This is a genomic window from Streptomyces sulphureus DSM 40104, from assembly GCF_000381025.1.
Classification (GTDB): domain Bacteria; phylum Actinomycetota; class Actinomycetes; order Streptomycetales; family Streptomycetaceae; genus Streptomyces; species Streptomyces sulphureus.
The window spans coordinates 268,029-286,714 of sequence record NZ_KB905813.1; the positions used below are offsets into that span (position 1 = coordinate 268,029).

Annotated in this window: 16 protein-coding genes; 13 read left to right on the forward strand and 3 right to left on the reverse strand. The window is 70.7% G+C overall.

The genetic code is table 11. The features are described from left to right. Nucleotides 1–55 precede the first annotated feature (55 nt). The 9 genes from F603_RS0101150 (at nucleotide 56) to F603_RS0101190 (ending at nucleotide 9,392) form a co-directional block, all read left to right on the forward strand. Nucleotides 56–1,024 (forward strand): FKBP-type peptidyl-prolyl cis-trans isomerase, encoded by a 969-nt coding sequence (locus F603_RS0101150; protein ID WP_019544182.1) that lies wholly within the window; start codon nucleotides 56–58, stop codon nucleotides 1,022–1,024. An 88-nt stretch (nucleotides 1,025–1,112) separates the two neighbouring features. After that, on the forward strand, nucleotides 1,113–1,487 hold the full coding sequence (locus tag F603_RS0101155) for an FKBP-type peptidyl-prolyl cis-trans isomerase (protein ID WP_019544183.1): 375 nt from the start codon (nucleotides 1,113–1,115) through the stop codon (nucleotides 1,485–1,487). Nucleotides 1,488–1,764: 277 nt separating this feature from the next. Beyond that, nucleotides 1,765–2,787, forward strand: coding sequence for a helix-turn-helix transcriptional regulator (locus F603_RS0101160; RefSeq protein ID WP_019544184.1), 1,023 nt, complete (start codon nucleotides 1,765–1,767; stop codon nucleotides 2,785–2,787). A gap of 11 nt (nucleotides 2,788–2,798) precedes the next feature. Further along, nucleotides 2,799–3,761, forward strand: coding sequence for a helix-turn-helix transcriptional regulator (locus tag F603_RS0101165; protein ID WP_019544185.1), 963 nt, complete (start codon nucleotides 2,799–2,801; stop codon nucleotides 3,759–3,761). Between the two features lie 71 nt (nucleotides 3,762–3,832). Then, nucleotides 3,833–4,051, forward strand: a complete 219-nt coding sequence (locus F603_RS0101170) for a hypothetical protein (protein ID WP_016905368.1) — start codon at nucleotides 3,833–3,835, stop codon at nucleotides 4,049–4,051. Nucleotides 4,052–4,264: 213 nt separating this feature from the next. Further along, a complete protein-coding gene (tatA, locus tag F603_RS0101175; RefSeq protein WP_026328042.1) occupies nucleotides 4,265–4,561 on the forward strand; it encodes a Sec-independent protein translocase subunit TatA in 297 nt (98 codons plus the stop codon). 39 nt (nucleotides 4,562–4,600) lie between these two features. Further along, nucleotides 4,601–5,581 (forward strand): twin-arginine translocase subunit TatC, encoded by a 981-nt coding sequence (gene tatC, locus F603_RS0101180; protein ID WP_026328043.1) that lies wholly within the window; start codon nucleotides 4,601–4,603, stop codon nucleotides 5,579–5,581. 17 nt (nucleotides 5,582–5,598) lie between these two features. Then, a complete protein-coding gene (locus F603_RS0101185) occupies nucleotides 5,599–6,495 on the forward strand; it encodes a diacylglycerol kinase (RefSeq protein ID WP_019544188.1) in 897 nt (298 codons plus the stop codon). A gap of 71 nt (nucleotides 6,496–6,566) precedes the next feature. Further along, the gene (locus F603_RS0101190; protein ID WP_019544189.1) at nucleotides 6,567–9,392 is read left to right on the forward strand and encodes a DEAD/DEAH box helicase; all 2,826 of its coding nucleotides are present in this window, start codon (nucleotides 6,567–6,569) and stop codon (nucleotides 9,390–9,392) included. 116 nt (nucleotides 9,393–9,508) lie between these two features. Here the strand turns inward: F603_RS0101190 and F603_RS0101195 are convergent, their stop codons facing one another. Further along, nucleotides 9,509–10,375: a siderophore-interacting protein gene (locus F603_RS0101195; protein WP_019544190.1), complete on the reverse strand. Its 867-nt coding sequence runs from the start codon at nucleotides 10,373–10,375 to the stop codon at nucleotides 9,509–9,511. 124 nt (nucleotides 10,376–10,499) lie between these two features. Beyond that, nucleotides 10,500–11,423 (reverse strand): 5'-3' exonuclease, encoded by a 924-nt coding sequence (locus F603_RS0101200; protein ID WP_026328044.1) that lies wholly within the window; start codon nucleotides 11,421–11,423, stop codon nucleotides 10,500–10,502. Nucleotides 11,424–11,721: 298 nt separating this feature from the next. Between F603_RS0101200 and F603_RS0101205 the strand changes: the two genes are divergently transcribed. From F603_RS0101205 to F603_RS0101220, 4 genes are all read left to right on the forward strand, one after another. Next, complete coding sequence (locus tag F603_RS0101205) at nucleotides 11,722–12,819, forward strand: quaternary amine ABC transporter ATP-binding protein (protein ID WP_245600656.1); 1,098 nt, start codon at nucleotides 11,722–11,724, stop codon at nucleotides 12,817–12,819. Then, on the forward strand, nucleotides 12,812–15,430 hold the full coding sequence (locus F603_RS0101210; RefSeq protein ID WP_019544193.1) for an ABC transporter permease/substrate binding protein: 2,619 nt from the start codon (nucleotides 12,812–12,814) through the stop codon (nucleotides 15,428–15,430). The genes F603_RS0101205 and F603_RS0101210 overlap by 8 nt, the downstream gene beginning before the upstream one ends. Before the next feature lie 106 nt (nucleotides 15,431–15,536). After that, nucleotides 15,537–16,316 carry a helical backbone metal receptor gene (locus F603_RS0101215; RefSeq protein ID WP_019544194.1) on the forward strand — a complete coding sequence of 260 codons (780 nt, stop codon included), beginning with the start codon at nucleotides 15,537–15,539 and terminating at the stop codon, nucleotides 16,314–16,316. Between the two features lie 66 nt (nucleotides 16,317–16,382). Beyond that, a complete protein-coding gene (locus tag F603_RS0101220) occupies nucleotides 16,383–17,288 on the forward strand; it encodes a DUF2510 domain-containing protein (protein ID WP_078503492.1) in 906 nt (301 codons plus the stop codon). A 36-nt stretch (nucleotides 17,289–17,324) separates the two neighbouring features. On the opposite strand, the gene F603_RS0101225 is transcribed toward F603_RS0101220, so the two are convergent. After that, nucleotides 17,325–18,539 carry an amino acid deaminase/aldolase gene (locus F603_RS0101225; RefSeq protein WP_026328046.1) on the reverse strand — a complete coding sequence of 405 codons (1,215 nt, stop codon included), beginning with the start codon at nucleotides 18,537–18,539 and terminating at the stop codon, nucleotides 17,325–17,327. Nucleotides 18,540–18,686: the final 147 nt, after the last annotated feature.

Here is an 18,686-nt window from a genome sequence, read left to right on the forward strand (position 1 = left end):
TCGTAGGCTGGCGTGACTGCCTGACCCACACCCCTACACACCGCGAGTTGGACTCATGCTGCAACGTTCCGGGGGCAAGTCCCCCCGCGCACCCCGTCCGGCACGGCAGACCGTGCGCCGCTCCGCCACCGCTCTGCTGGCGCTCCCGCTGCTGCTCACCGCGGCCGCCTGCGGCAACGAGGACGGTTCCGACGACAAGAACTCCCGCCCCGTCGTCACCGGCGCCCTGGAGCAGAAGCCGAAGATCAAGAAGGCGGAGGGCGATCCGCCGAAGAAGCTGGAGTCGAAGGTCCTCAAGCAGGGCAAGGGCGAAAAGGTGCAGAAGGGCGACGCGCTCAACGCCCACTACGTCGGACAGCTCTGGAACGGCAAGGAGTTCGACAGCAGTTGGAAGCGCGGTGACCCGACCACCTTCGAGATCGGCACCGGCAAGGTGATCAAGGGTTGGGACGAGGCGCTCGTCGGTCAGAAGATCGGCAGCCGCGTCCAGATCATCGCGCCGCCGGCGAAGGCGTACGGCAAGCAGGGGCAGCCGCCGACGATCCCGGCCAACTCGACGCTCGTCTTCGTCGTCGACCTCAAGAAGATCATGCCGAGCCAGATCGACGGCAAGCCCTCCGAGGAGGAGCCCAACTCCGAGCTGCCTGCGGTGAGCAGCAAGGTGGAGAAGGGGAAGGCCCCGAAGATCGAGATGCCGAAGGGCAAGGAGGAAGGACCCGACGAGCTCGTGAAGCAGACCGTCGTCGAGGGAGACGGCGAAAAGGTCGGCAAGAAGAAGACGGTCCTCGCGCACTTCACGGCGAAGCTCTGGAAGGACTCCAAGCAGCTCGACAACACCTGGGAGCAGGGCGGTCCGCAGGAGATCGCGCTCGACCAGATCCCCGGCTGGAAGGAGGGACTGAAGGGCGCCAAGGCGGGCAGCCGCGTCGTCTTCTCCGTCCCCGGCAGCGAGTTCCCCAAGCAGCAGCAGAAGCAGTTCAAGTCCGGCGTGGTCTTCTCCGTCGACATCCTCGACATCAACTGACCTGCGGGACGGGCGCGGAGCGAGCCCGACTCCCGTGCCGTGGCAGACTGGCGCGGTTGTCCCCGATTACGTACGTAGGAGCTAATCCGTGAGCATCGACAAGCCCGAGGTCGAGTTCCCCGAAGGCCCCGTCCCCAGCGATCTGGAGATCCAGGACCTGTGGGAGGGCAACGGGCCCGAGGCGAAGGCAGGGGACACCGTCTCCGTGCACTACGTCGGGGTCTCCTTCTCGACCGGTGAGGAGTTCGACGCGAGCTGGAACCGGGGCAAGCCGCTCCAGTTCCAGCTCGGGACCGGGCAGGTCATCGCCGGCTGGGACCGCGGGGTCCAGGGCATGAAGGTCGGAGGCCGGCGCCGGCTGACCATCCCGCCGCACCTCGCCTACGGCGAGCAGGGTGCGGGCGGCGGTCGGATCAAGCCCAACGAGTCGCTGATCTTCGTCTGCGACCTGATCGCGGTCTGAGCGGCCGCTGCATCGGTTCGGAACAGACCGTAAGCGTCCGGGTCCGACCGATCGCTTCCGATGCCGCGGTCCGATGGTGACCGCGGCCGCGAGGGTCCCGCTTCGGCGGGGCCCTCGGCTTTTCCCGGTCTCCCGCGGGCGGTACGGTCGGGAGTCTGTCGCAGGCGGTCCGCGGGGCGGGGCGGAGACCGCCCCCTTCGACCGGAACCCCTCCGAGCCGGCAGCGGGCCGCGTACGTAACCACAGCACGAGAGCGTGAGAGAGGCACCCAGGACCCATGGCGATCGCCAAGGCCGAGCGGCTGATGAACCTCGCGCTGTGCCTTCTCGGTGCGAGCCGCGCGCTCACCAAAAGGGAGCTCCGCGACTCCATCGAGGCATACCTGGAAGCGTTCGGCCCCTCCGGGCGCCTCCCCAGCCAGCATGCGGAGGCCGGTGGCGACGACGCCTTCAACCGGATGTTCGAGCGGGACAAGGACGACCTCCGCGAACTCGGCCTCGTCATCGAGACATTGGAGACGGACGAGGGGGAGACGGGGTACCTCGCGCACCGCGACAGCAACCGCCTGCCGCCCGTCGCCCTCGACGCGGAGGAGGCGGCGGCGCTCGGACTCGCGGCGCGCGTCTGGCAGCAGGCCAGGCTCGCCGGCGCGGCGAGCGGCGCGCTCCAGAAGCTGCACGCCGCCGGCGGCATGCCGGCGCCCGCGGACGGTGCGGGCGGCCGCGGCGCTGCGGAGCGGCAGCCGTACAGCTCGCTGGAGCCGCACATCCCCGCGCGCGAGGCCGCGTTCGAGCCGCTGATGCTCGCCTGCCGGGACCGTCGCGCCGTCGCCTTCGAGTACCGCAAGTCCAACGCGGCCCGCCCCGAGCGCCGGCTCGTCGAGCCCTGGAAGCTGGAGTGCTGGCGGGGCCAGTGGTACCTCGCCGGCTTCGACAGGGACCGCGGGGAGCAGCGCGTCTTCCGCCTTTCGCGGATCACCTCCGCCGTCCGGTCGCGCGCCGGCGCCTTCACCGCGCCGGTGCCCGAACAGGTCAGCGTCCGCGGCACGGTGGAGCACTGGGCGGGGGAGAGCACGACGGGCAGCGCGCGGATCAGGCTGCGGCGCGGCTGCGGCTACCCGCTCCGCGCCCGGGCCACCGCCCAGCGCCGACTCGACGACGAGTGGGACGAGTTGGAGCTGCCGTACGGACACGGCATGGACGCCTGGCTCGTCGAGTTCGGCCCGGACGTCGTCGTCCTCGCCCCCGACGAGCTGCGCGCCGAGGTCGTCGACCGGCTCCGCGCCGTGGCGAAGGACTAGGAGGAGCGGACATGGCCACCAACGCCATCGACCAGACCCGACGGATGCTCTCCCTCGTCACCTATCTCCGCGACCGGCCCGGTGCCGCCGTCGAGGAGGTCGCGCGCGCGTTCGGCATCACGGCGGACGAGCTCATCTCCGACCTCAACGTCCTGCCGATGTGCGGCACCAGCTTCCGCGGCGGGGACCTCCTGGAGATCGAGTCCGACGGTGAGCACATCTGGTGGCGCAACGCCGACGCGCTCGGCGCCGACACCGCGCAGCCGCTGCGCCTCGCGGCCGACGAGGCGACGGCCCTGCTCGTCGCCGCACGCGCCGTGGCGAACCTGCCGGGGCTGCGGGAGAGCGACCGGGAGGCGCTCCAGCGTGCGACCGCGAAGCTGGAGGCCGCGGCGGGTGAGAGCGCAGGCGCCAGCTCCCGGCTCTCGGTCACCTTCGAGTCGGAGGGCGGCGTCTTCGCCGACCTCGACCGGGCGATCGCCGAGCGCCGCCGCGTCTGGCTGCGCTACTACTCGCCGGCGCGCGACCGGTTGACCGAGCGCGAGGTCGACCCCGTCCGCCTCTTCACCGTCGGGCGCACCTACCTGGAGGCGTGGTGCCGGCTCTCCGAGGACCGGCGCACCTTCCGCCTCGATCGCGTCGCGCAGATACGGCTCCTCGACGAGGCCGCGGACCCGCCGCGCGTCGAGCCGCGCGACCTGAGCGCCGGGCTCGTCCAGCCGTCCGCCGACGACCCGGAGGTCGTCGTGGAGGTCGGCCCCGGCGGGCGCTGGGTCGCCGAGTACTACCCGCACGACAGCGCCGAGGAGTTGCCCGACGGCGGGCTCCGCATCACGCTGCGGACCCCCGACCCGTCCTCGCTCCGCCGGCTCGGTCTCCGGCTCGGCGCCGACGGGCGCATCGTCTCGCCGCCCGAGCTCGCGGAGCGCGCGCGTGCGGCGTCGCGCGAGGCACTCGCGGCGTACGGCGAGTGAGCCGGCGCCGGGGCGCCGGGGTCGGGGGCGCGGCCGGTGGGTCCGCCGAGCGGCTTCGTTAGGCTGCGGGCATGCTCTGGCCCATGTTCTTCCTCACATTCGCGTTCTGCGGCATCGCGGTCCTCGGCGTCCTCGCCGTCCGCGTCGGACTGGAGGTGCGCCGCTTCTCCAAGGCGGTCGGGGACGGCGCCGAGCGGATCGCTGTCGCGGCCGAGGAGTTGGAGCGGTCGGCTGAGCCTCTTGCCGCCCGCACCGGCCAGGCACGCGGGCAGGGCCCGACACGGCGGTAGCCCCGCTGCTGTCACCCGTCGAGGGGGCGGTGCCGCCGGGGCTGCGGCCGAGCGCCCGGCGGACGCTGCGTGCGCCAGGCGGAGGACGCATGGGGATTGCCTAGCGTTCACACCCCGGGGGTACGATCTCTCGGAGCACGAAAAGCTGACGCACCCGTCCGAATCACTCGGCAGGCACGGACACACGCCTCCCCGGCGAGAAGGTAGTGGCACATGATTGGCAACTTGAAGCCCATGGAGATCGTTCTGATCCTCGTTGTCATCCTGCTGCTGTTCGGCGCCAAGAAGCTCCCCGACATGGCGCGTTCACTCGGCAAGTCGGCGCGGATCCTCAAGAGCGAAGCCAAGCAGATGAAGAAGGAGGGCGGCAGCAGCGGCGGCGGCAGCGGCGAGGAGAGCGAGCCGGCGCAGAGCAGCGAGACGCAGGCCGCTCCCCGGACCATCCAGGCCGCCCCCGGCGACGTCACCAGCGCCCGCCCCGTCAACGAGACGCAGCAGCAGAAGAACTGATCCAGGCCCGTTCCGACACTTCGACACCGAGGACGTGGGGTGCTCAAGTCCGCCCGGAAACAGGGCAGTAGCCATGGCAAGGACCCCGAGGGGCGCATGCCCCTCGCCGACCACCTGCGGGAGCTGCGCAACCGGCTTTTGAAGTCCGTGCTGGCCGTGCTCGTCGTCACCATCGTGGCGATGGTCTTCTACCAGCAGATCGCCGACTTCCTCATGGGCCCGGTCCGGGACGCCGTCGGTTGTACCGAAGGCTTCGGCGAGGCCGCGAAGGACGGCGAGACCTGCGCCGAGATCACCATCAACGGCCTGATCGCCCCCTTCACCATCATGCTGAAGGTGGCGCTCACCACCGGTGTCGTCGCAGCTTCGCCCGTCTGGCTCTACCAGCTCTGGGGCTTCCTCGCGCCCGGTCTGCACAAGAGCGAGAAGAAGTACGCGCGTTCCTTCGTCGCCGCGGGCGTCCCGCTCTTCGTGGGCGGCGCCTGCCTCGCCTACATCCTGCTCCCCGCCGCCGCGCGCACACTGCTCGACTTCAGCCCCGAGGGCACGGGCAACCTCATCCCGCTCGACGACTTCCTCGACATCGTCACGCGGCTGGTGATCGTCTTCGGTCTCGCTTTCGAACTCCCGCTGCTGCTGGTGATGTTGAACTTCGGCGGCATCCTCACGGGCAAGCGGCTGCTCGGCTGGTGGCGCGTGATGGTCCTCTGCATCACGATCTTCTCGGCCGTCGCCACCCCGACCGGCGACCCGCTCACCATGCTGGCGCTGGCGGCACCGATCGTCGTGCTCTACTTCGCGGCTGTCGGCATCTGCTTCTTCAACGACAGGCGCCGTGCACACAACGATCCGTACGCCGGTCTCGACGACGACGAGGCGTCGAGCCTCGACCACCGTCCCGAATCGATCGGCACCGACACCGTGCCCCCGCCGCGTGGACTCAGCGAGGACGAGCAGGGAAGGCGCCGCCGCGACGACGGCGACGACAGCGGCACCGGCGGTTACGACGACGCCACCTGACCCGCTAACCTCCGCTCGTGACCAGCGAAGTTTCCCTCTTCGTCAACCCGGTGGCCGGCCGCGGCCGAGGCGCGCAAGGTGCCAGGGCCGCGGCCGAGGTGCTCTGTGCAGCGGGTTTCTCCGTCCGCATGCTCGTCGGCAAGGACGCCGATGACGCGCTCAGCCTCGCCCACAAAGCCGTCGACGAGGGCACGGGCGCACTGATCGCCGTCGGCGGCGACGGCATGGCGTCGCTCGCCTTGCAGGCCGTCGCCTGCACCGGGACGCCGCTGGGCATGGTCGCCGTCGGCACGGGGAACGACTTCGCGCGCGCCACCGGGCTCCCGGTGCTCGACCCCGCCGCGGCCGGCAGGGTCGTCGCCGAGGCGCTCAAGGAGGACCGCACCCGACCGCTCGACCTGGGGCGAGTCGGAGGCCGCTGGTTCGGCTCGGTGCTCGCCTCGGGACTCGACTCCCGGGTCAACGACCGCGGCAACCGCATGCGTTGGCCCAAGGGCAAGCTCCGCTACGACCTCGCCGTCCTCGCCGAGGTGGCGGCGCTCCGCGCCTTCGACTACCGGTTGACGCTCGACGGGGGCGAGCCCATGGAGCTGCGCGCGACCCTCGTGGCGGTGGGCAACGGCCCGTCGTACGGCGGCGGGATGCGGATATGCGCGGCGGCGTCGATGGAGGACGGCCTCTTCGACGTCGCCGTCGTCGGCGCGTGCAGCCGTACGGAACTTCTCCGAGCCTTCCCGCGCATCTACCGCGGGACCCACCTCGACCACCCGCTCGTCACCCTCCATCGCGCACAAAGCGTCACTCTGGAGGCGCCCGGCGTGACCGGGTACGCGGACGGTGAACCACTCGGTCCGCTTCCTCTGACAGCGGAGTCGTATCCGGCCGCCGTACGCCTGCTGACCAGCGTTTCCTGAGCACGTCCCGGCTCATGGCCCAGTAAAGATCGTGAGCTATCCGGGCCATGACCGGTAGGGTCGTAGGCACGATGACCGACGACCTCTCCCCAGCAGAGCGTTACGCTGCCGCGCGCAGGCGGGCGGCGGAGCAGGCCACCGCTCTCGCTCCCTTCCAGGACCTGTACGACTTCGACCTCGACGGCTTCCAGATCGAGGCCTGCCAGTCCCTCGAGGCCGGCTCCGGGGTGCTCGTCGCCGCGCCGACCGGCTCGGGCAAGACCATCGTCGGCGAGTTCGCCGTCCACCTGGCCCTCTCCCAGGGCCGCAAGTGCTTCTACACGACGCCGATCAAGGCGCTCTCCAACCAGAAGTACGGCGACCTCGTGAAGCGGTACGGCGCGCAGAAGGTCGGCCTGCTCACCGGGGACAACAGCGTCAACTCCGAGGCGCCGATCGTCGTGATGACGACAGAGGTGCTGCGGAACATGCTCTACGCGGGCTCTCAGTCGCTCATCGGTCTCGGGTACGTCGTGATGGACGAGGTGCACTACCTCTCCGACCGCTTCCGGGGCGCAGTGTGGGAGGAAGTGATCATCCACCTTCCCGAGTCGGTCACGCTCGTCTCGCTCTCCGCGACCGTCTCCAACGCGGAGGAGTTCGGGGACTGGCTCGACACCGTCCGCGGTGACACAAAGGTGATCGTCTCCGAGCACCGGCCGGTCCCGCTGTGGCAGCACGTGCTCGCGGGGCGGCGGATGTACGACCTCTTCGAGGAGAAGGGGGAGAAGAAGGAGGTCAACCCCGATCTGGTGCGCATGGCGCGGATGGAGAACACCCGCCCCACCAGCGTCAGGGACCGGCGTCGCGGCGGCCGCCCCAAGCGCGAGGCCGACCGGGAGCGGGAACGGCGGCAGCGTGCTCGGATCTGGACACCCAGCCGACCCGAAGTGATCGACAGGCTCGACGCCGAGGGGCTCCTCCCGGCGATCACCTTCATCTTCAGCCGCGCCGGCTGCGAGGCGGCCGTCCAGCAGTGCCTCGCCGCAGGACTGCGGCTCAACGACAACGCCGGGCGCGCCCGTGTGCGCCAGATCGTCGAGGAGCGCACGGCCGACATCCCCGACGCCGACCTCCACGTCCTCGGCTACTACGAGTGGCTGGAGGGGCTGGAGCGCGGCATAGCCGCACACCACGCGGGGATGCTTCCCACCTTCAAGGAGGTCGTCGAGGAGCTCTTCGTCCGCGGCCTCGTGAAGGCGGTCTTCGCCACGGAGACGCTCGCGCTCGGCATCAACATGCCTGCGCGGTCCGTGGTGTTGGAGAAGCTCGTCAAGTGGAACGGCGAGCAGCACGCCGACATCACGCCCGGCGAGTACACGCAGCTCACGGGGCGCGCGGGGCGCCGGGGCATCGACGTCGAGGGGCACGCGGTCGTGCTCTGGCAGCGCGGGATGGACCCGGGGGTCGTGGCCGGGCTCGCGGGAGCGCGTACCTATCCGCTGCGCTCCTCGTTCAAGCCGTCGTACAACATGGCGGTGAACCTCGTCGGCCAGTTCGGGCGCCACCGCTCGCGCGAGCTGCTGGAGACGTCGTTCGCGCAGTTCCAGGCCGACCGCTCGGTGGTCGGGATCTCGCGCCAGATCCAGCGCAACGAGGAGGGCCTGGAGGGGTATCGCACGTCGATGACGTGCCACCTCGGTGACTTCGGGGAGTACGCGGAGCTGCGCCGCCGGCTCAAGGACCGCGAGACGGAGCTGGCGAAGCAGGGCACGGCGCAGCGCAGGGCGCAGGCAGCCGCGTCGCTGGAGAAGCTGAAGCCGGGCGACGTCATCCACGTCCCGACGGGGAAGTTCGCCGGGCTCGCACTCGTCCTCGACCCGGGCACCGGCGGTTCGCCGCAGGGTCCTGGGCACCGGCGCAGGGCGGGCGGCCACGACGACCACCCGGAGGGCCCGCGTCCGCTCGTCCTCACTGCCCAACGGCAGGTGAAGCGGTTGGCGTTGATCGACTTCCCGGCCGCCGTCGAGCCGTTCGAGCGGATGCGTATCCCGCGCTCGTTCAACCCGCGCAGCCCGCAGTCCCGCCGTGACCTCGCTTCGGCCCTGCGCACCAAGGCCGGCCACTACGCGCCTCCGCGCCACAGGCGCCGTCGCTCGGAGGCCGCCGAGGACGAGGAGATCGCACGCCTGCGCCGGGAGATCCGCCAGCATCCCTGCCACGGCTGCGAGGAGCGCGAGGACCATGCACGGTGGGCGGAGCGCTACCACCGACTGAAGCGGGACACGCGGCAGTTGGAGCGACGCGTGGAGGGGCGCACCAACACGATCGCGCGCACCTTCGACCGCGTCTACGCCCTCCTCTCCGATCTCGACTACCTCGAAGGCGACCACGTCACCGACGACGGCAAGGTCCTCGCCCGCCTCTACGGCGAGCTCGACCTCCTCGCCTCCGAGTGCCTGCGCGAGGGCGTCTGGGAGGGGCTTCCGCCGTCGGAGCTCGCCGCGTGCATCTCGGCGCTCGTCTTCGAGGCGCGCAGCGGCGACGACGCGATGCCGCCCAAGCTGCCGGGTGGCAGGGCCCGTTCGGCGCTGGGCGAGATGGTCCGGATCTGGGGACGCCTCGACGCGCTGGAGGAGGAGCACCGCATCAACGCCACGGAGGGCGTGGGCCAGCGCGAGCCGGACCTCGGCTTCGCCTGGCCCGCCTACCGCTGGGCCGAGGGCCACGGCCTGGACGAGGTGCTGCGCGAGGCGGAGATGCCGGCAGGCGACTTCGTCCGCTGGTGCAAGCAGGTCCTCGACGTCCTCGGGCAGATCGCCGTCGCCGCCCCGGAGGGCGGGACGGTGCGCACCAACGCGCGCAAGGCGATGGACGCGATGAAGCGCGGGGTCGTGGCGTACACGAGCGTCGGCTGAACCTGCGCCTCGCGCGGGGTGTCGACCGGGCCCCGGCGCCGCACGCCACGGCTGCGACTGCACCGCCGAGCCGTGCGGGGCCGGTGCCCGGTCACCGTGCCCCCGCGGCCCCTGCCCTAGCGGCCGGCCGGAGCGCTGACGGTTCCGCCGCTCTCCTGCTCCGCCTCGACCTGTGCGTTCCACTCCCGCTTCGCCGCCTGCCAGCCGTCCTCGTCGGAGCCGAGGCGCCAGTACCCGGAGACGGAGAGCCATTCCCTCGGCACCTGGCGCTCGACGCGCAGGTACCGTCGGAGCTCCTTGACGAAGCCGGCCTCCCCGTGCACGAACGCCTGCAAGTCGCCCTGGGGCCAGTCGAGTTCGCGCACCGCCCGGGTGAGCAACGAGCCGACCCGCGCCGCGCCCCGGTGCAGCCACACGAGCTCGGCACCTTCGGGCACCGTCAGCTTCTGCTCCTCCTCGGGCCCTGCCACCTCGACGAGGACGCTGGCCCGTGCGCCCTCCGGCATCTCTTCGAGCGACGCGGCGATGGCGGGCAGCGCGCTCTCGTCACCGGCGAGGAGGTGCCAGTCGGCCTCGGGGGAGGGGCGGTACGCGCCGCCGGGGCCGGCGAAAACCAGCTCGTCGCCGGGGCGGGCGGCCTCCGCCCAGGGCCCGGCGATCCCTTCGTCGCCGTGGACCACGAAGTCGATGGCGAGCTCGCGCAGTTGGGGGTCCCAGGAGCGCACGGTGTACGTCCTCGTGAGCGGCCACTCGTGCCGGGGGAGTTCGGCGCGTGCCTGGGCCAGGTCGAAGGGCTGCGGGTAGGTGACCTCGGGCCGGGGGAAGACGAGCTTGACGTAGTGGTCGGTGAACTCCCCGGCGGCGAAGGCGGAGAGCCCTTCGCCGCCGAGGACCACCCGCACCATGTGCGGGGTGAGTCGCTCCGTGTGCAGCACCGTCGCGCGGTGCTGCTGCGGCTGCTTGCGGGCGGGACGATCGGGCACGTGGGCCTCCAGCGACTGCGGCGACGGCAACTTAGGTATACCTAACCGTACCTGTAGTGGCCGTTGTGTCGCGCAACGAGGTGGCGTGCTCCACACGGTTCCGGTCGCGGCCGCCGTGCTGCCCCTACTCTCCGGCGTTCTCCCCGAGCGCTGAAAGCAGGCGCTCCAACGAACCGCCCAGGCCCCAGCGTTCGGCGAGCGCGGCGAGCGCTTCGGGGTGGCGCGCTGCGCCGGGCACCGTCGCGTCGTGCGCGGGCAGGTCGACGTCCCTGGCGACCCTGACGACGTCGGGCGCGACGTCGAGGTAGTCGCTCGCCTCGTGGAGCCTGCGGCGCTGCGCCGGGGTGAGCGCCGAGGCGGGGTCGTCGACGGCGGCACGGATCGCACCCAGATCGCCGTAGGTCTCCAGCAGCCGCGCCGCCGTCTTCTCGCCGATGCCCCGCACGCCGGGGAGGCCGTCGCTCGGATCGCCGCGCAGCAGCGCGAGATCGGCGTAGCTGCGCCCGTCCACGCCGTACTTGGCGCGCAGCGCCGCCTCGTCGTAGACGTCCAGGTTGCCCACGCCCTTGACGGGGTAGAGGATGCGGACGCCGCGGGCGTCGTCGACGAGCTGGAAGAGGTCGCGGTCGCCCGTGACGACGTCGACCGGCCCCGTGGCGCGCGCCGAGAGCGTGCCGATGACGTCGTCGGCCTCGTACCCGGCTGCGCCGATCCGCGCCAGGCCCAGCGCGTCGAGTACCTGCTCGATCACGGGCACCTGGGGAGCGAGGGTGTCCGGCGTCTCCTCGACGTCGACGCCGCCGGGTCCCGCGTCCGGCTCGGCGACCCGGTGGGCCTTGTAGCTCGGGAGCAGCTCGACTCTCCACTGGGGGCGCCAGTCGGCGTCCATGCAGGCGACGAGGGCGTCCGGGCGGTGGTCGCGGAGGAGCCTGGCGAGGAAGTCGAGGAGGCCCCGCACGGCGTTGACGGGGGTGCCGTCGGGGCTGCGCACGCTCTCGGGGACGCCGAAGTAGGCCCGGAAGTAGAGCGAGGCCGTGTCGAGGAGCATCAGCTTCGGCAACGATGCGGTGTCGGTTGTGTTGGTCGTCACGCGCCCGATGATGCCCGACGGAGGAAGCGGACGGTCCCCGAGCAGCCTCTGAGCAGGAATTCTGTGCACCGTGCATCGAAGTGCGTAAAGATTGGGTCACGTCTTGTTTGGACTGGTGGGCTCCGAGCAGGCGCGGCCTGGTGCGCCTCTGATGTAAGGTGCGTAGTTCTGGTATGCACCTTTTACTGTTGAAGTGTGCTGTTTCTCCCCTGAGAGGGGTGCCGGGTTTTTCTGTCGTCTGACCCAAGAGGTGAATGTGTCTAGGCTCAAAGCCGAGCACTTGTACAAGGTCTTCGGACGAAGGCCAGAAGAAGCGGTGTCCCGGCTCCAGCAGGGGGCGGATCGCGAGGAGCTGCGCGGCGAGGGCACTACTGCGGCCGTCGTCGACGCTTCCTTCGAGGTCGAAGAGGGCCACATCTTCGTGGTGATGGGCCTGTCAGGCTCCGGCAAGTCCACGCTGCTCCGGATGCTCAACGGACTGCTGCCGCCCACCTCGGGCCGTGTGCTCTTCGACGGGCAGGAGGTCACGTCGCTCCCTCCGAAGGAGCTGCGTGAGGTCCGCTCGAAGCAGATCAGCATGGTCTTCCAGCACTTCGCGCTCTTCCCGCACCGCAGCGTGATGGAGAACGCCGCCTACGGGCTCGAGGTCCAGGGCGTCCCGCGCGAGGAGCGGCAGGAGCGTGCGCTGGAGGCGCTCGAGCTGGCCGGGCTGAAGGGCTGGGAGAAGTCCTGGCCCGACGAGCTCTCCGGCGGTATGCAGCAGCGCGTCGGCCTGGCTCGTGCGCTCGCGACCGACGCCGAGCTGATGCTCATGGACGAGTCGTTCAGCGCGCTCGACCCGCTGATCCGCCGCGATATGCAGGACCAACTGCTCGAACTGCAGAAGACGTTGAAGAAGACGATCGTCTTCATCACCCACGACCTCAACGAGGCCATGCGCCTCGGTGACCGGATCGCGGTGATGCGCGACGGCCGCATCGTCCAGACGGGGACGGCCGAGGACATCCTCGTGCGTCCCGCCAATGACTACGTGGCCTCCTTTATTCAGGATGTCGACCGCTCCCGGGTGCTCACCGCGGGTTCGATCATGGAGGGCCGCCGGGGAGGTGCCTCGGTCGACGGCGCGGGGAGTGCCCACGTCACGGCCGAAACCCCCCTCGCCGACCTCTTCAACCCGCTCGCCAGTGACGACGCCGAGATGGTCGTCACCGACGAGAACGGCACCCCGGTCGGCGTCGTCGACCGCGAGCGGCTGCTCAGCGCGCTCGCCGAAGAGCCACAGGTCGCGCAGGGCTCCAACGGGCCGCGCGACGGAGAACAGGAGGACGGGACAGAGGTGAAGGCAGGTGCCTGACTTCCACCCCGGAGAGTGGGTCGAGAGCGCGGTCGACTGGCTGCAGGGGCATCTCGCCTGGCTCTTCGACTTCATCAACTCGGTTCTCACCGGTCTGTACGACGGTGTCAACGCCGTGCTCGGCGGGGGCGAACCGCTGCTGATGGCCGGCATCTTCGCCGTGATCGCGTTCTGGCTGAGGGGATTGCTGGGAGCAGTCGCCACCTTCGTCGGATTCGCCCTGATCGACTCGTTCGGTCTGTGGAGCGACGCGATGTCGACGCTGTCGCTGGTCATCGCCGCAGCGGTGATAACCATCGCGATCGCCGTACCGCTCGGTATCTGGGCAGCCCGGAACAAGGCCGTCAGCGGAGTGCTCCGCCCGGTCCTCGACGTGATGCAGACGATGCCTGCGTTCGTCTACCTGATTCCGGGCGTCATGTTCTTCTCGATCGGTACGACGCCCGGTCTGATCGCCACGATCATCTTCTCGATGCCGCCCGGCGTCCGCATGACCGAGCTCGGCGTGCGGCAGGTCGACGGCGAGCTCGTCGAGGCGGCCGAGGCGTTCGGCACCAGCCCGCGGGAGACCCTCACCAGGGTCCAGTTCCCGCTGGCGCTCCCGACGATCATGGCCGGTATCAACCAGGTCATCATGCTCGCGCTCTCGATGGTCGTCATCGCCGGCATGTCCGGTGCCTCCGGCCTCGGTGAGCGGGTCTACGCGGCGGTGACGCAGGTCCAGGTGGGTCTCGGCGTCGAGTCCGGCATCGCCGTCGTCATTCTCGCGATGTACCTCGACCGCATGACGGGCGCGCTCAACCAGCGCGTCTCGCCGCTCGGCCGGCGTGCTGCGGCCAAGGCCGCCGCTGCCTTGGGCAGCATGCGCTTCGTCAGGTACAAGCCGGGCACCGCCGTCGCGCTCAGCGGCGTCGTGGTCCTGGCGCTCGTCGCCGGCGGGATCAACATCGCCGGCAGCGGGGACGACGACACCGCAGGCGGCGGCTCGTCCAACGTCGGCAAGGGCGAAAAGGTCAGCATGGGGTACATCCCGTGGGACGAGGGCATCGCCACCACGTACCTCTGGAAGGAGCTGCTCGAGCAGCGCGGCTACAAGCCCGACGTCAAGCAGCTCGACGCCGGCCCGCTGTACTCCGGTATCGCGCAGGGCGACGTCGACTTCCAGACGGACGCCTGGCTCCCGACCACCCACGAGCAGTACTGGAGCAAGTACAAGTCGAAGATGGAGGACCTGGGCGACTGGTACGGTCCCACGTCGCTCGAGCTGGCGACCCCCGAGTACGTCAAGGGCATCAACTCCCTTGAGGACTTGAAGGGTCAGGGCAAGAAGTTCAACGGCAAGATCATCGGCATCGAGTCCAGCGCGGGCGAGATGAAGATCCTCAAGGACAAGGTGCTCCCCGAGTACGGCCTTGAGGGCGAGTACGACGTGGTCTCGTCGAGCACCTCCTCGATGCTCGCCGAGCTGAAGCGCTCGTACCAGAAGAAGGAGCCCGTCGTCGTCACGCTCTGGTCGCCGCACTGGGCGTACAACGAGTACGACCTGACGAAGCTGAAGGACCCGAAGGGCGCCTTCGGTGAGGGCGAGAAGCTCCACACCGTCTCGCGCAAGGGCTTCTCCGAGGAGAACCCGACGGTCGCCTCCTGGCTCTCCAACTTCAAGATGACGGAGAACGAGCTGACGTCGCTGGAGAACGAGATCCAGAACGCGCCCAAGGGGCAGGAGCAGGAAGGCGTCAAGACCTGGCTGAAGGACAACCCGGACTTCGCCGACAAGGCGGCTCCGGTCCCCGGCGGTGACGTCAAGAAGGGCAAGGACGCGGGGAAGCCCGTCAACATGGGCTTCTTCCCGTGGGACGAGGCGATCGCGACGACGTACCTCTGGGAGAACGTCCTGGAGGACCGCGGCTACAAGCCGAACGTCAAGCAGCTCGACCCGGGCCCGCTCTACACCTCGCTCGCCCAGGGCGAGATGGACTTCCAGACGGACGGTTGGCTACCGACCACGCACGAGCAGTACTGGAAGAAGTACGGCTCGAAGATGTCCGACCTGGGCGCCTGGTACGACGAGACCTCCCTGGAGCTGTCGACCCCCGAGTACGTCAAGGGGATCAACTCGATGGAGGACCTCAAGGGCAAGGGCGATCTCTTCGACAACAAGATCACCGGCATCGAGTCGAGCGCCGGTGAGATGAAGATCCTCAAGGATGTGCTCAAGGAGTACGACCTCGACAAGGAGTACAAGGTCGTCTCTTCCAGCACTTCCTCGATGATCGCCGAGGTCGAGCGCTCGGTGAAGCAGAAGAAGCCCGTCCTGGCGACGACTTGGTCTCCGCACTGGGTCTACAACAAGTACCCGCTGAAGAAGATCAAGGACCCGAAGGGCGCGTGGGGCGAGGGCGACTCGATCCGCGTGACCGCCAAGAAGGACTTCAAGAAGGACTTCCCCGAGCTGCACGGCTGGCTGAAGGACTTCAAGATGTCCGAGGACGACCTCAACTCCCTTGAAGCCGAGATCCAGAACGGCGCCAAGGGCGAGGAGAAGAAGTCGGTTCGCAAGTGGATGGACGCCCGGCCCGGGCTCGTCGACAAGCTTGCACCGGTGAAGTGACGCCGCTGGACTGCTAGTTCACGGTTCCCACTCGCGAGTGCCGCCGCCGGTCCCGCAAGGATCGCCGGCGGCACTCGCGTGTGCAGGGGCGCGTAGAGTGCCGGGCATGGCGGACGAGGACGCACAGGGCGCGAGCGGCAGCCTGTACGCGGGGAGTGCTCCGCGCGTACGCCGGGTGGTCTCGCTCGTCCCCTCGCTGACGGAGGCGGTCGCGGTGACGGAGCCGGGGCTGCTCGTCGGCGTCACCGACTGGTGTACGCACCCTGCCGAGTTGGACGCGGCGCGCGTGGGCGGCACGAAGAACCCCGACGTGCGCCGCGTCGCCGCACTCGCGCCCGATCTCGTCCTCGCCAACGAGGAGGAGAACCGCGCGCCCGACCTCGACGCACTGCGCGCCGCAGGGCTGCCCGTGCTCGTCACCGAAGTGCGGTCGCTGCCCCAGGCGTTCACCGAGCTCGACCGTGCGCTCACGGTCGGCTGCCGACTGCGCCGTCCGGCCTGGCTCGACGAGGCGGAGGAGGCGTGGGCCGCGACGCCGGCCGAGTTCGACGTCCCGGCCGTCGTGCCGATCTGGCGGCGTCCCTGGATGGCGTTGGGTCGGGAGACCTTCGCCGGGGCGCTCCTCGCCCGGCTCGGCGTCCGCAACATCCTCGCCTCCCACCCGGAGCGGTACCCGCGCGTCCCCGTCGAGGAGCTCGGCTCCGCCGGTGCCGGGCTCGTCGTCCTGCCGGACGAGCCGTACCCGTTCTCCGCGCAGGACGGCCCCGAGGCGTTCCCCGGACTGCCCGCCGCCCTCGTCCCGGGGCGTGAACTCACCTGGTACGGGCCGTCGTTGCGGGAGGCGCCGGAGGTGCTCCGGCGCGCGCTGCGCGCGGCGCTCGGCTGAGCGCGCGGAGCTTTCCGGGCGCCCTGCGGTTCGCACACGTGTTGGCCTAAGGTCGTTTCCGTGAGCATGTCGACGCCCCCCGGCTGGTACCCAGACCCCGCGCAGCCCCCCAACTCCCCACCGCAGGAACGCTGGTGGGACGGGGCCACCTGGACGCAGCAGAGCCGCCCGGCCCTCCCGCCCGGCTCCCCACCGCCCTACGGTCCCCCGCCCCACGTGCCCCAGCCGGAGCGGGCGAGTCGCCGGGCGCCCATGATCGCGATGATCACGGGGGCGGCGGTGCTCGTGGCCGCATTGCTCGTCGGCACCGTCCTCTTCTTCCTGCCGGGCGGCACCGACGACGAGGCAGGCCGGGGCAAGCCAGGGCCGGGCTCCTCCGAGGACGGCGAGGGCCAACCCGGCGAGAGGGACACGGGGGTGGACCCCGACCCTGCGCGCGGCGTCCGCCTTCCGGTCCCCGAGGGATGGGAGCCCAGCGAGAACCTCGACGGGATCGCCGTCAGCAGCGGCGAGTACACCTGTCCAGGCGGCGACGGGAAGCGCTGCGTGCGCGGCTCCGCACTCGTCATAGAGGCGACGACGGAGGGCGACCTCGCCGAGGTGGCCAAGCGGGACATACGGGAGAACGCGGCCCGCTCCTACAGCACGGAGACATTCGGGGGGATCACCTCGCACTCCGTCGTCACCTCGGGGCGCACGAAGATCGCCGGCAAGATCGGCTACCGGGTCCGGTGGAAGATAGACAACAAGCTGAACCCGGACGGATACGTCGAGTCGGTCGCCTTCCCGCACCCGGACGGGTCGGGGCAGATCCTCGTCGTCCGCTCCAGCATCGACCTCCACACCGACTCGCCCCCGCTCAGCGACCTCTCCCGGCTCATCGCGGGGCTGCGTGAAGGCGACGGCGGGCCGTCCGAGGGCGGTCCGGACGACGGTGGTTCCGACGACGGCGGCTCGGGCGAAGCCGTCTGAGCGGCGGCGTCCGGGGGCGTCGGCCCCCGGACGCCGTCAGAGGAAGGTGTGCCCCTCGCCCCGGTAGGTCGGCACGGTCTCGCGTACGCGGTCGCCCTCGATCAGGTGAAGCGCGTCGAAACGCTCGCACAGTTCACCGGACTTGGCGTGCCGGAACCACACGCGGTCGCCGAGGAGCAGGTCGTCCGCGGGGGGGCCGAGGAGCGGCGTCTGCACCTCGCCCGGGCCCTCCTGCGGGTCGTACCGCAGCCCCTCCGGCAGATAGGGCTGGGGCAGCCGGTCGGCCCCCGCGACACCGGAGGCGGGGTACCCGCCACCGAGCACCGTGACGACGCCGACGCCCGGGCGCCGCACCACGGGCGCGGCGAAGAGGGCCGCCGGAGTCCCGGTGAAGGAGCGGTAGTTGTCGAAGAGCCGCGGCACGTAGAGCCCCGAGCCGGCCGCCACCTCGGTCACCGCCGGCTCCGCGGCCGTGTGCTGCACACTGCCCGTACCGCCCCCGTTGACGAACTCCAGCCCGGGGCAGACGGCGCGCACCGCGCGCACCACGGCGTCGCGCCGCGTCGCGAGTTCGCGCCTGGCCGCCTGCTGCATCAGTCGCACCGCCCGCGAGCGGAGCGGCCGCCCGGGCACCGCGTCGCCGACGCCCGCCACCTGCGCCTCGTACGCCATCAGCCCCACGACGCGGAAGCCGGGCCGCGCCTCCACCCGGCGCGCCAACTCGGCCACCTCGGCGGGGGAGTGGAGCGGGGAGCGCCGCGCTCCGATGCGCACCCGGCCGCCGAGGAGGTGCAGCGAGGCGTCCAACTCGAGGCAGACGCGGACCTCTTCGGCGCCGCCCTCTCGCGCGGCGTCGATCAGCGCGAGTTGGGCGGGGTCGTCGACCATCACGGTGACGGCGCCCGCGAGCTTCGGGTCCGCCGCGAGTTCGGCGTAGGAAGCGCGGTCCGCCGAAGGGTAGGCGACGAGCACGTCCTCGATCCCCGAGCGCGCCAGCCACAGCGCCTCGCGGAGGGTGAAGGCCATGACGCCGCTGAAGCCCTCGCGGGCCAGCGCCCTGTCGAGGAGCGCGCGGCAGCGCAGCGACTTGCTCGCCACCCGCAACGGCTTGCCGGCGGCCCGGCGTTCGAGGGCGGCCGCGTTGGCGTCGAACGCGTCCAGGTCGACGACGGCGAACGGGGCGTCGAGGTGGGCCGTCGCACGGTCGTATCGCAGCCGGTCCGCGGGGAGTTGCCTGCTGGTATCGAACACGACAGCAGCTTGCCAGAGCGGGAGCACGCAGCACACCCCGACCGGGCTCCGGGTTGCCGACCCTCCCTGTGGGCACCGTAGAGTGACGCAGCACGCCGTGCCCGAGGGTGCACCGGTGTGCTGTCCGATGCGAACATGCCTGCGTCC

Excerpts from the sequence above, each read along its gene's own strand:
- F603_RS0101150 (WP_019544182.1), top strand. The coding sequence starts at position 56 with ATGCTGCAACGTTCCGGGGGCAAGTCCCCCCGCGCACCCCGTCCGGCA.
- F603_RS0101160 (WP_019544184.1), top strand. The coding sequence starts at position 1,765 with ATGGCGATCGCCAAGGCCGAGCGGCTGATGAACCTCGCGCTGTGCCTT.
- F603_RS0101165 (WP_019544185.1), top strand. The coding sequence starts at position 2,799 with ATGGCCACCAACGCCATCGACCAGACCCGACGGATGCTCTCCCTCGTC.
- F603_RS0101170 (WP_016905368.1), top strand. The coding sequence starts at position 3,833 with ATGCTCTGGCCCATGTTCTTCCTCACATTCGCGTTCTGCGGCATCGCG.
- tatA (WP_026328042.1), top strand. The coding sequence starts at position 4,265 with ATGATTGGCAACTTGAAGCCCATGGAGATCGTTCTGATCCTCGTTGTC.
- F603_RS0101190 (WP_019544189.1), top strand. The coding sequence starts at position 6,567 with ATGACCGACGACCTCTCCCCAGCAGAGCGTTACGCTGCCGCGCGCAGG.
- F603_RS0101200 (WP_026328044.1), bottom strand. The coding sequence starts at position 11,423 with ATGCTCCTCGACACGGCCTCGCTCTACTTCCGGGCCTACTTCGGCGTC.
- F603_RS0101215 (WP_019544194.1), top strand. The coding sequence starts at position 15,537 with ATGGCGGACGAGGACGCACAGGGCGCGAGCGGCAGCCTGTACGCGGGG.
- F603_RS0101220 (WP_078503492.1), top strand. The coding sequence starts at position 16,383 with ATGTCGACGCCCCCCGGCTGGTACCCAGACCCCGCGCAGCCCCCCAAC.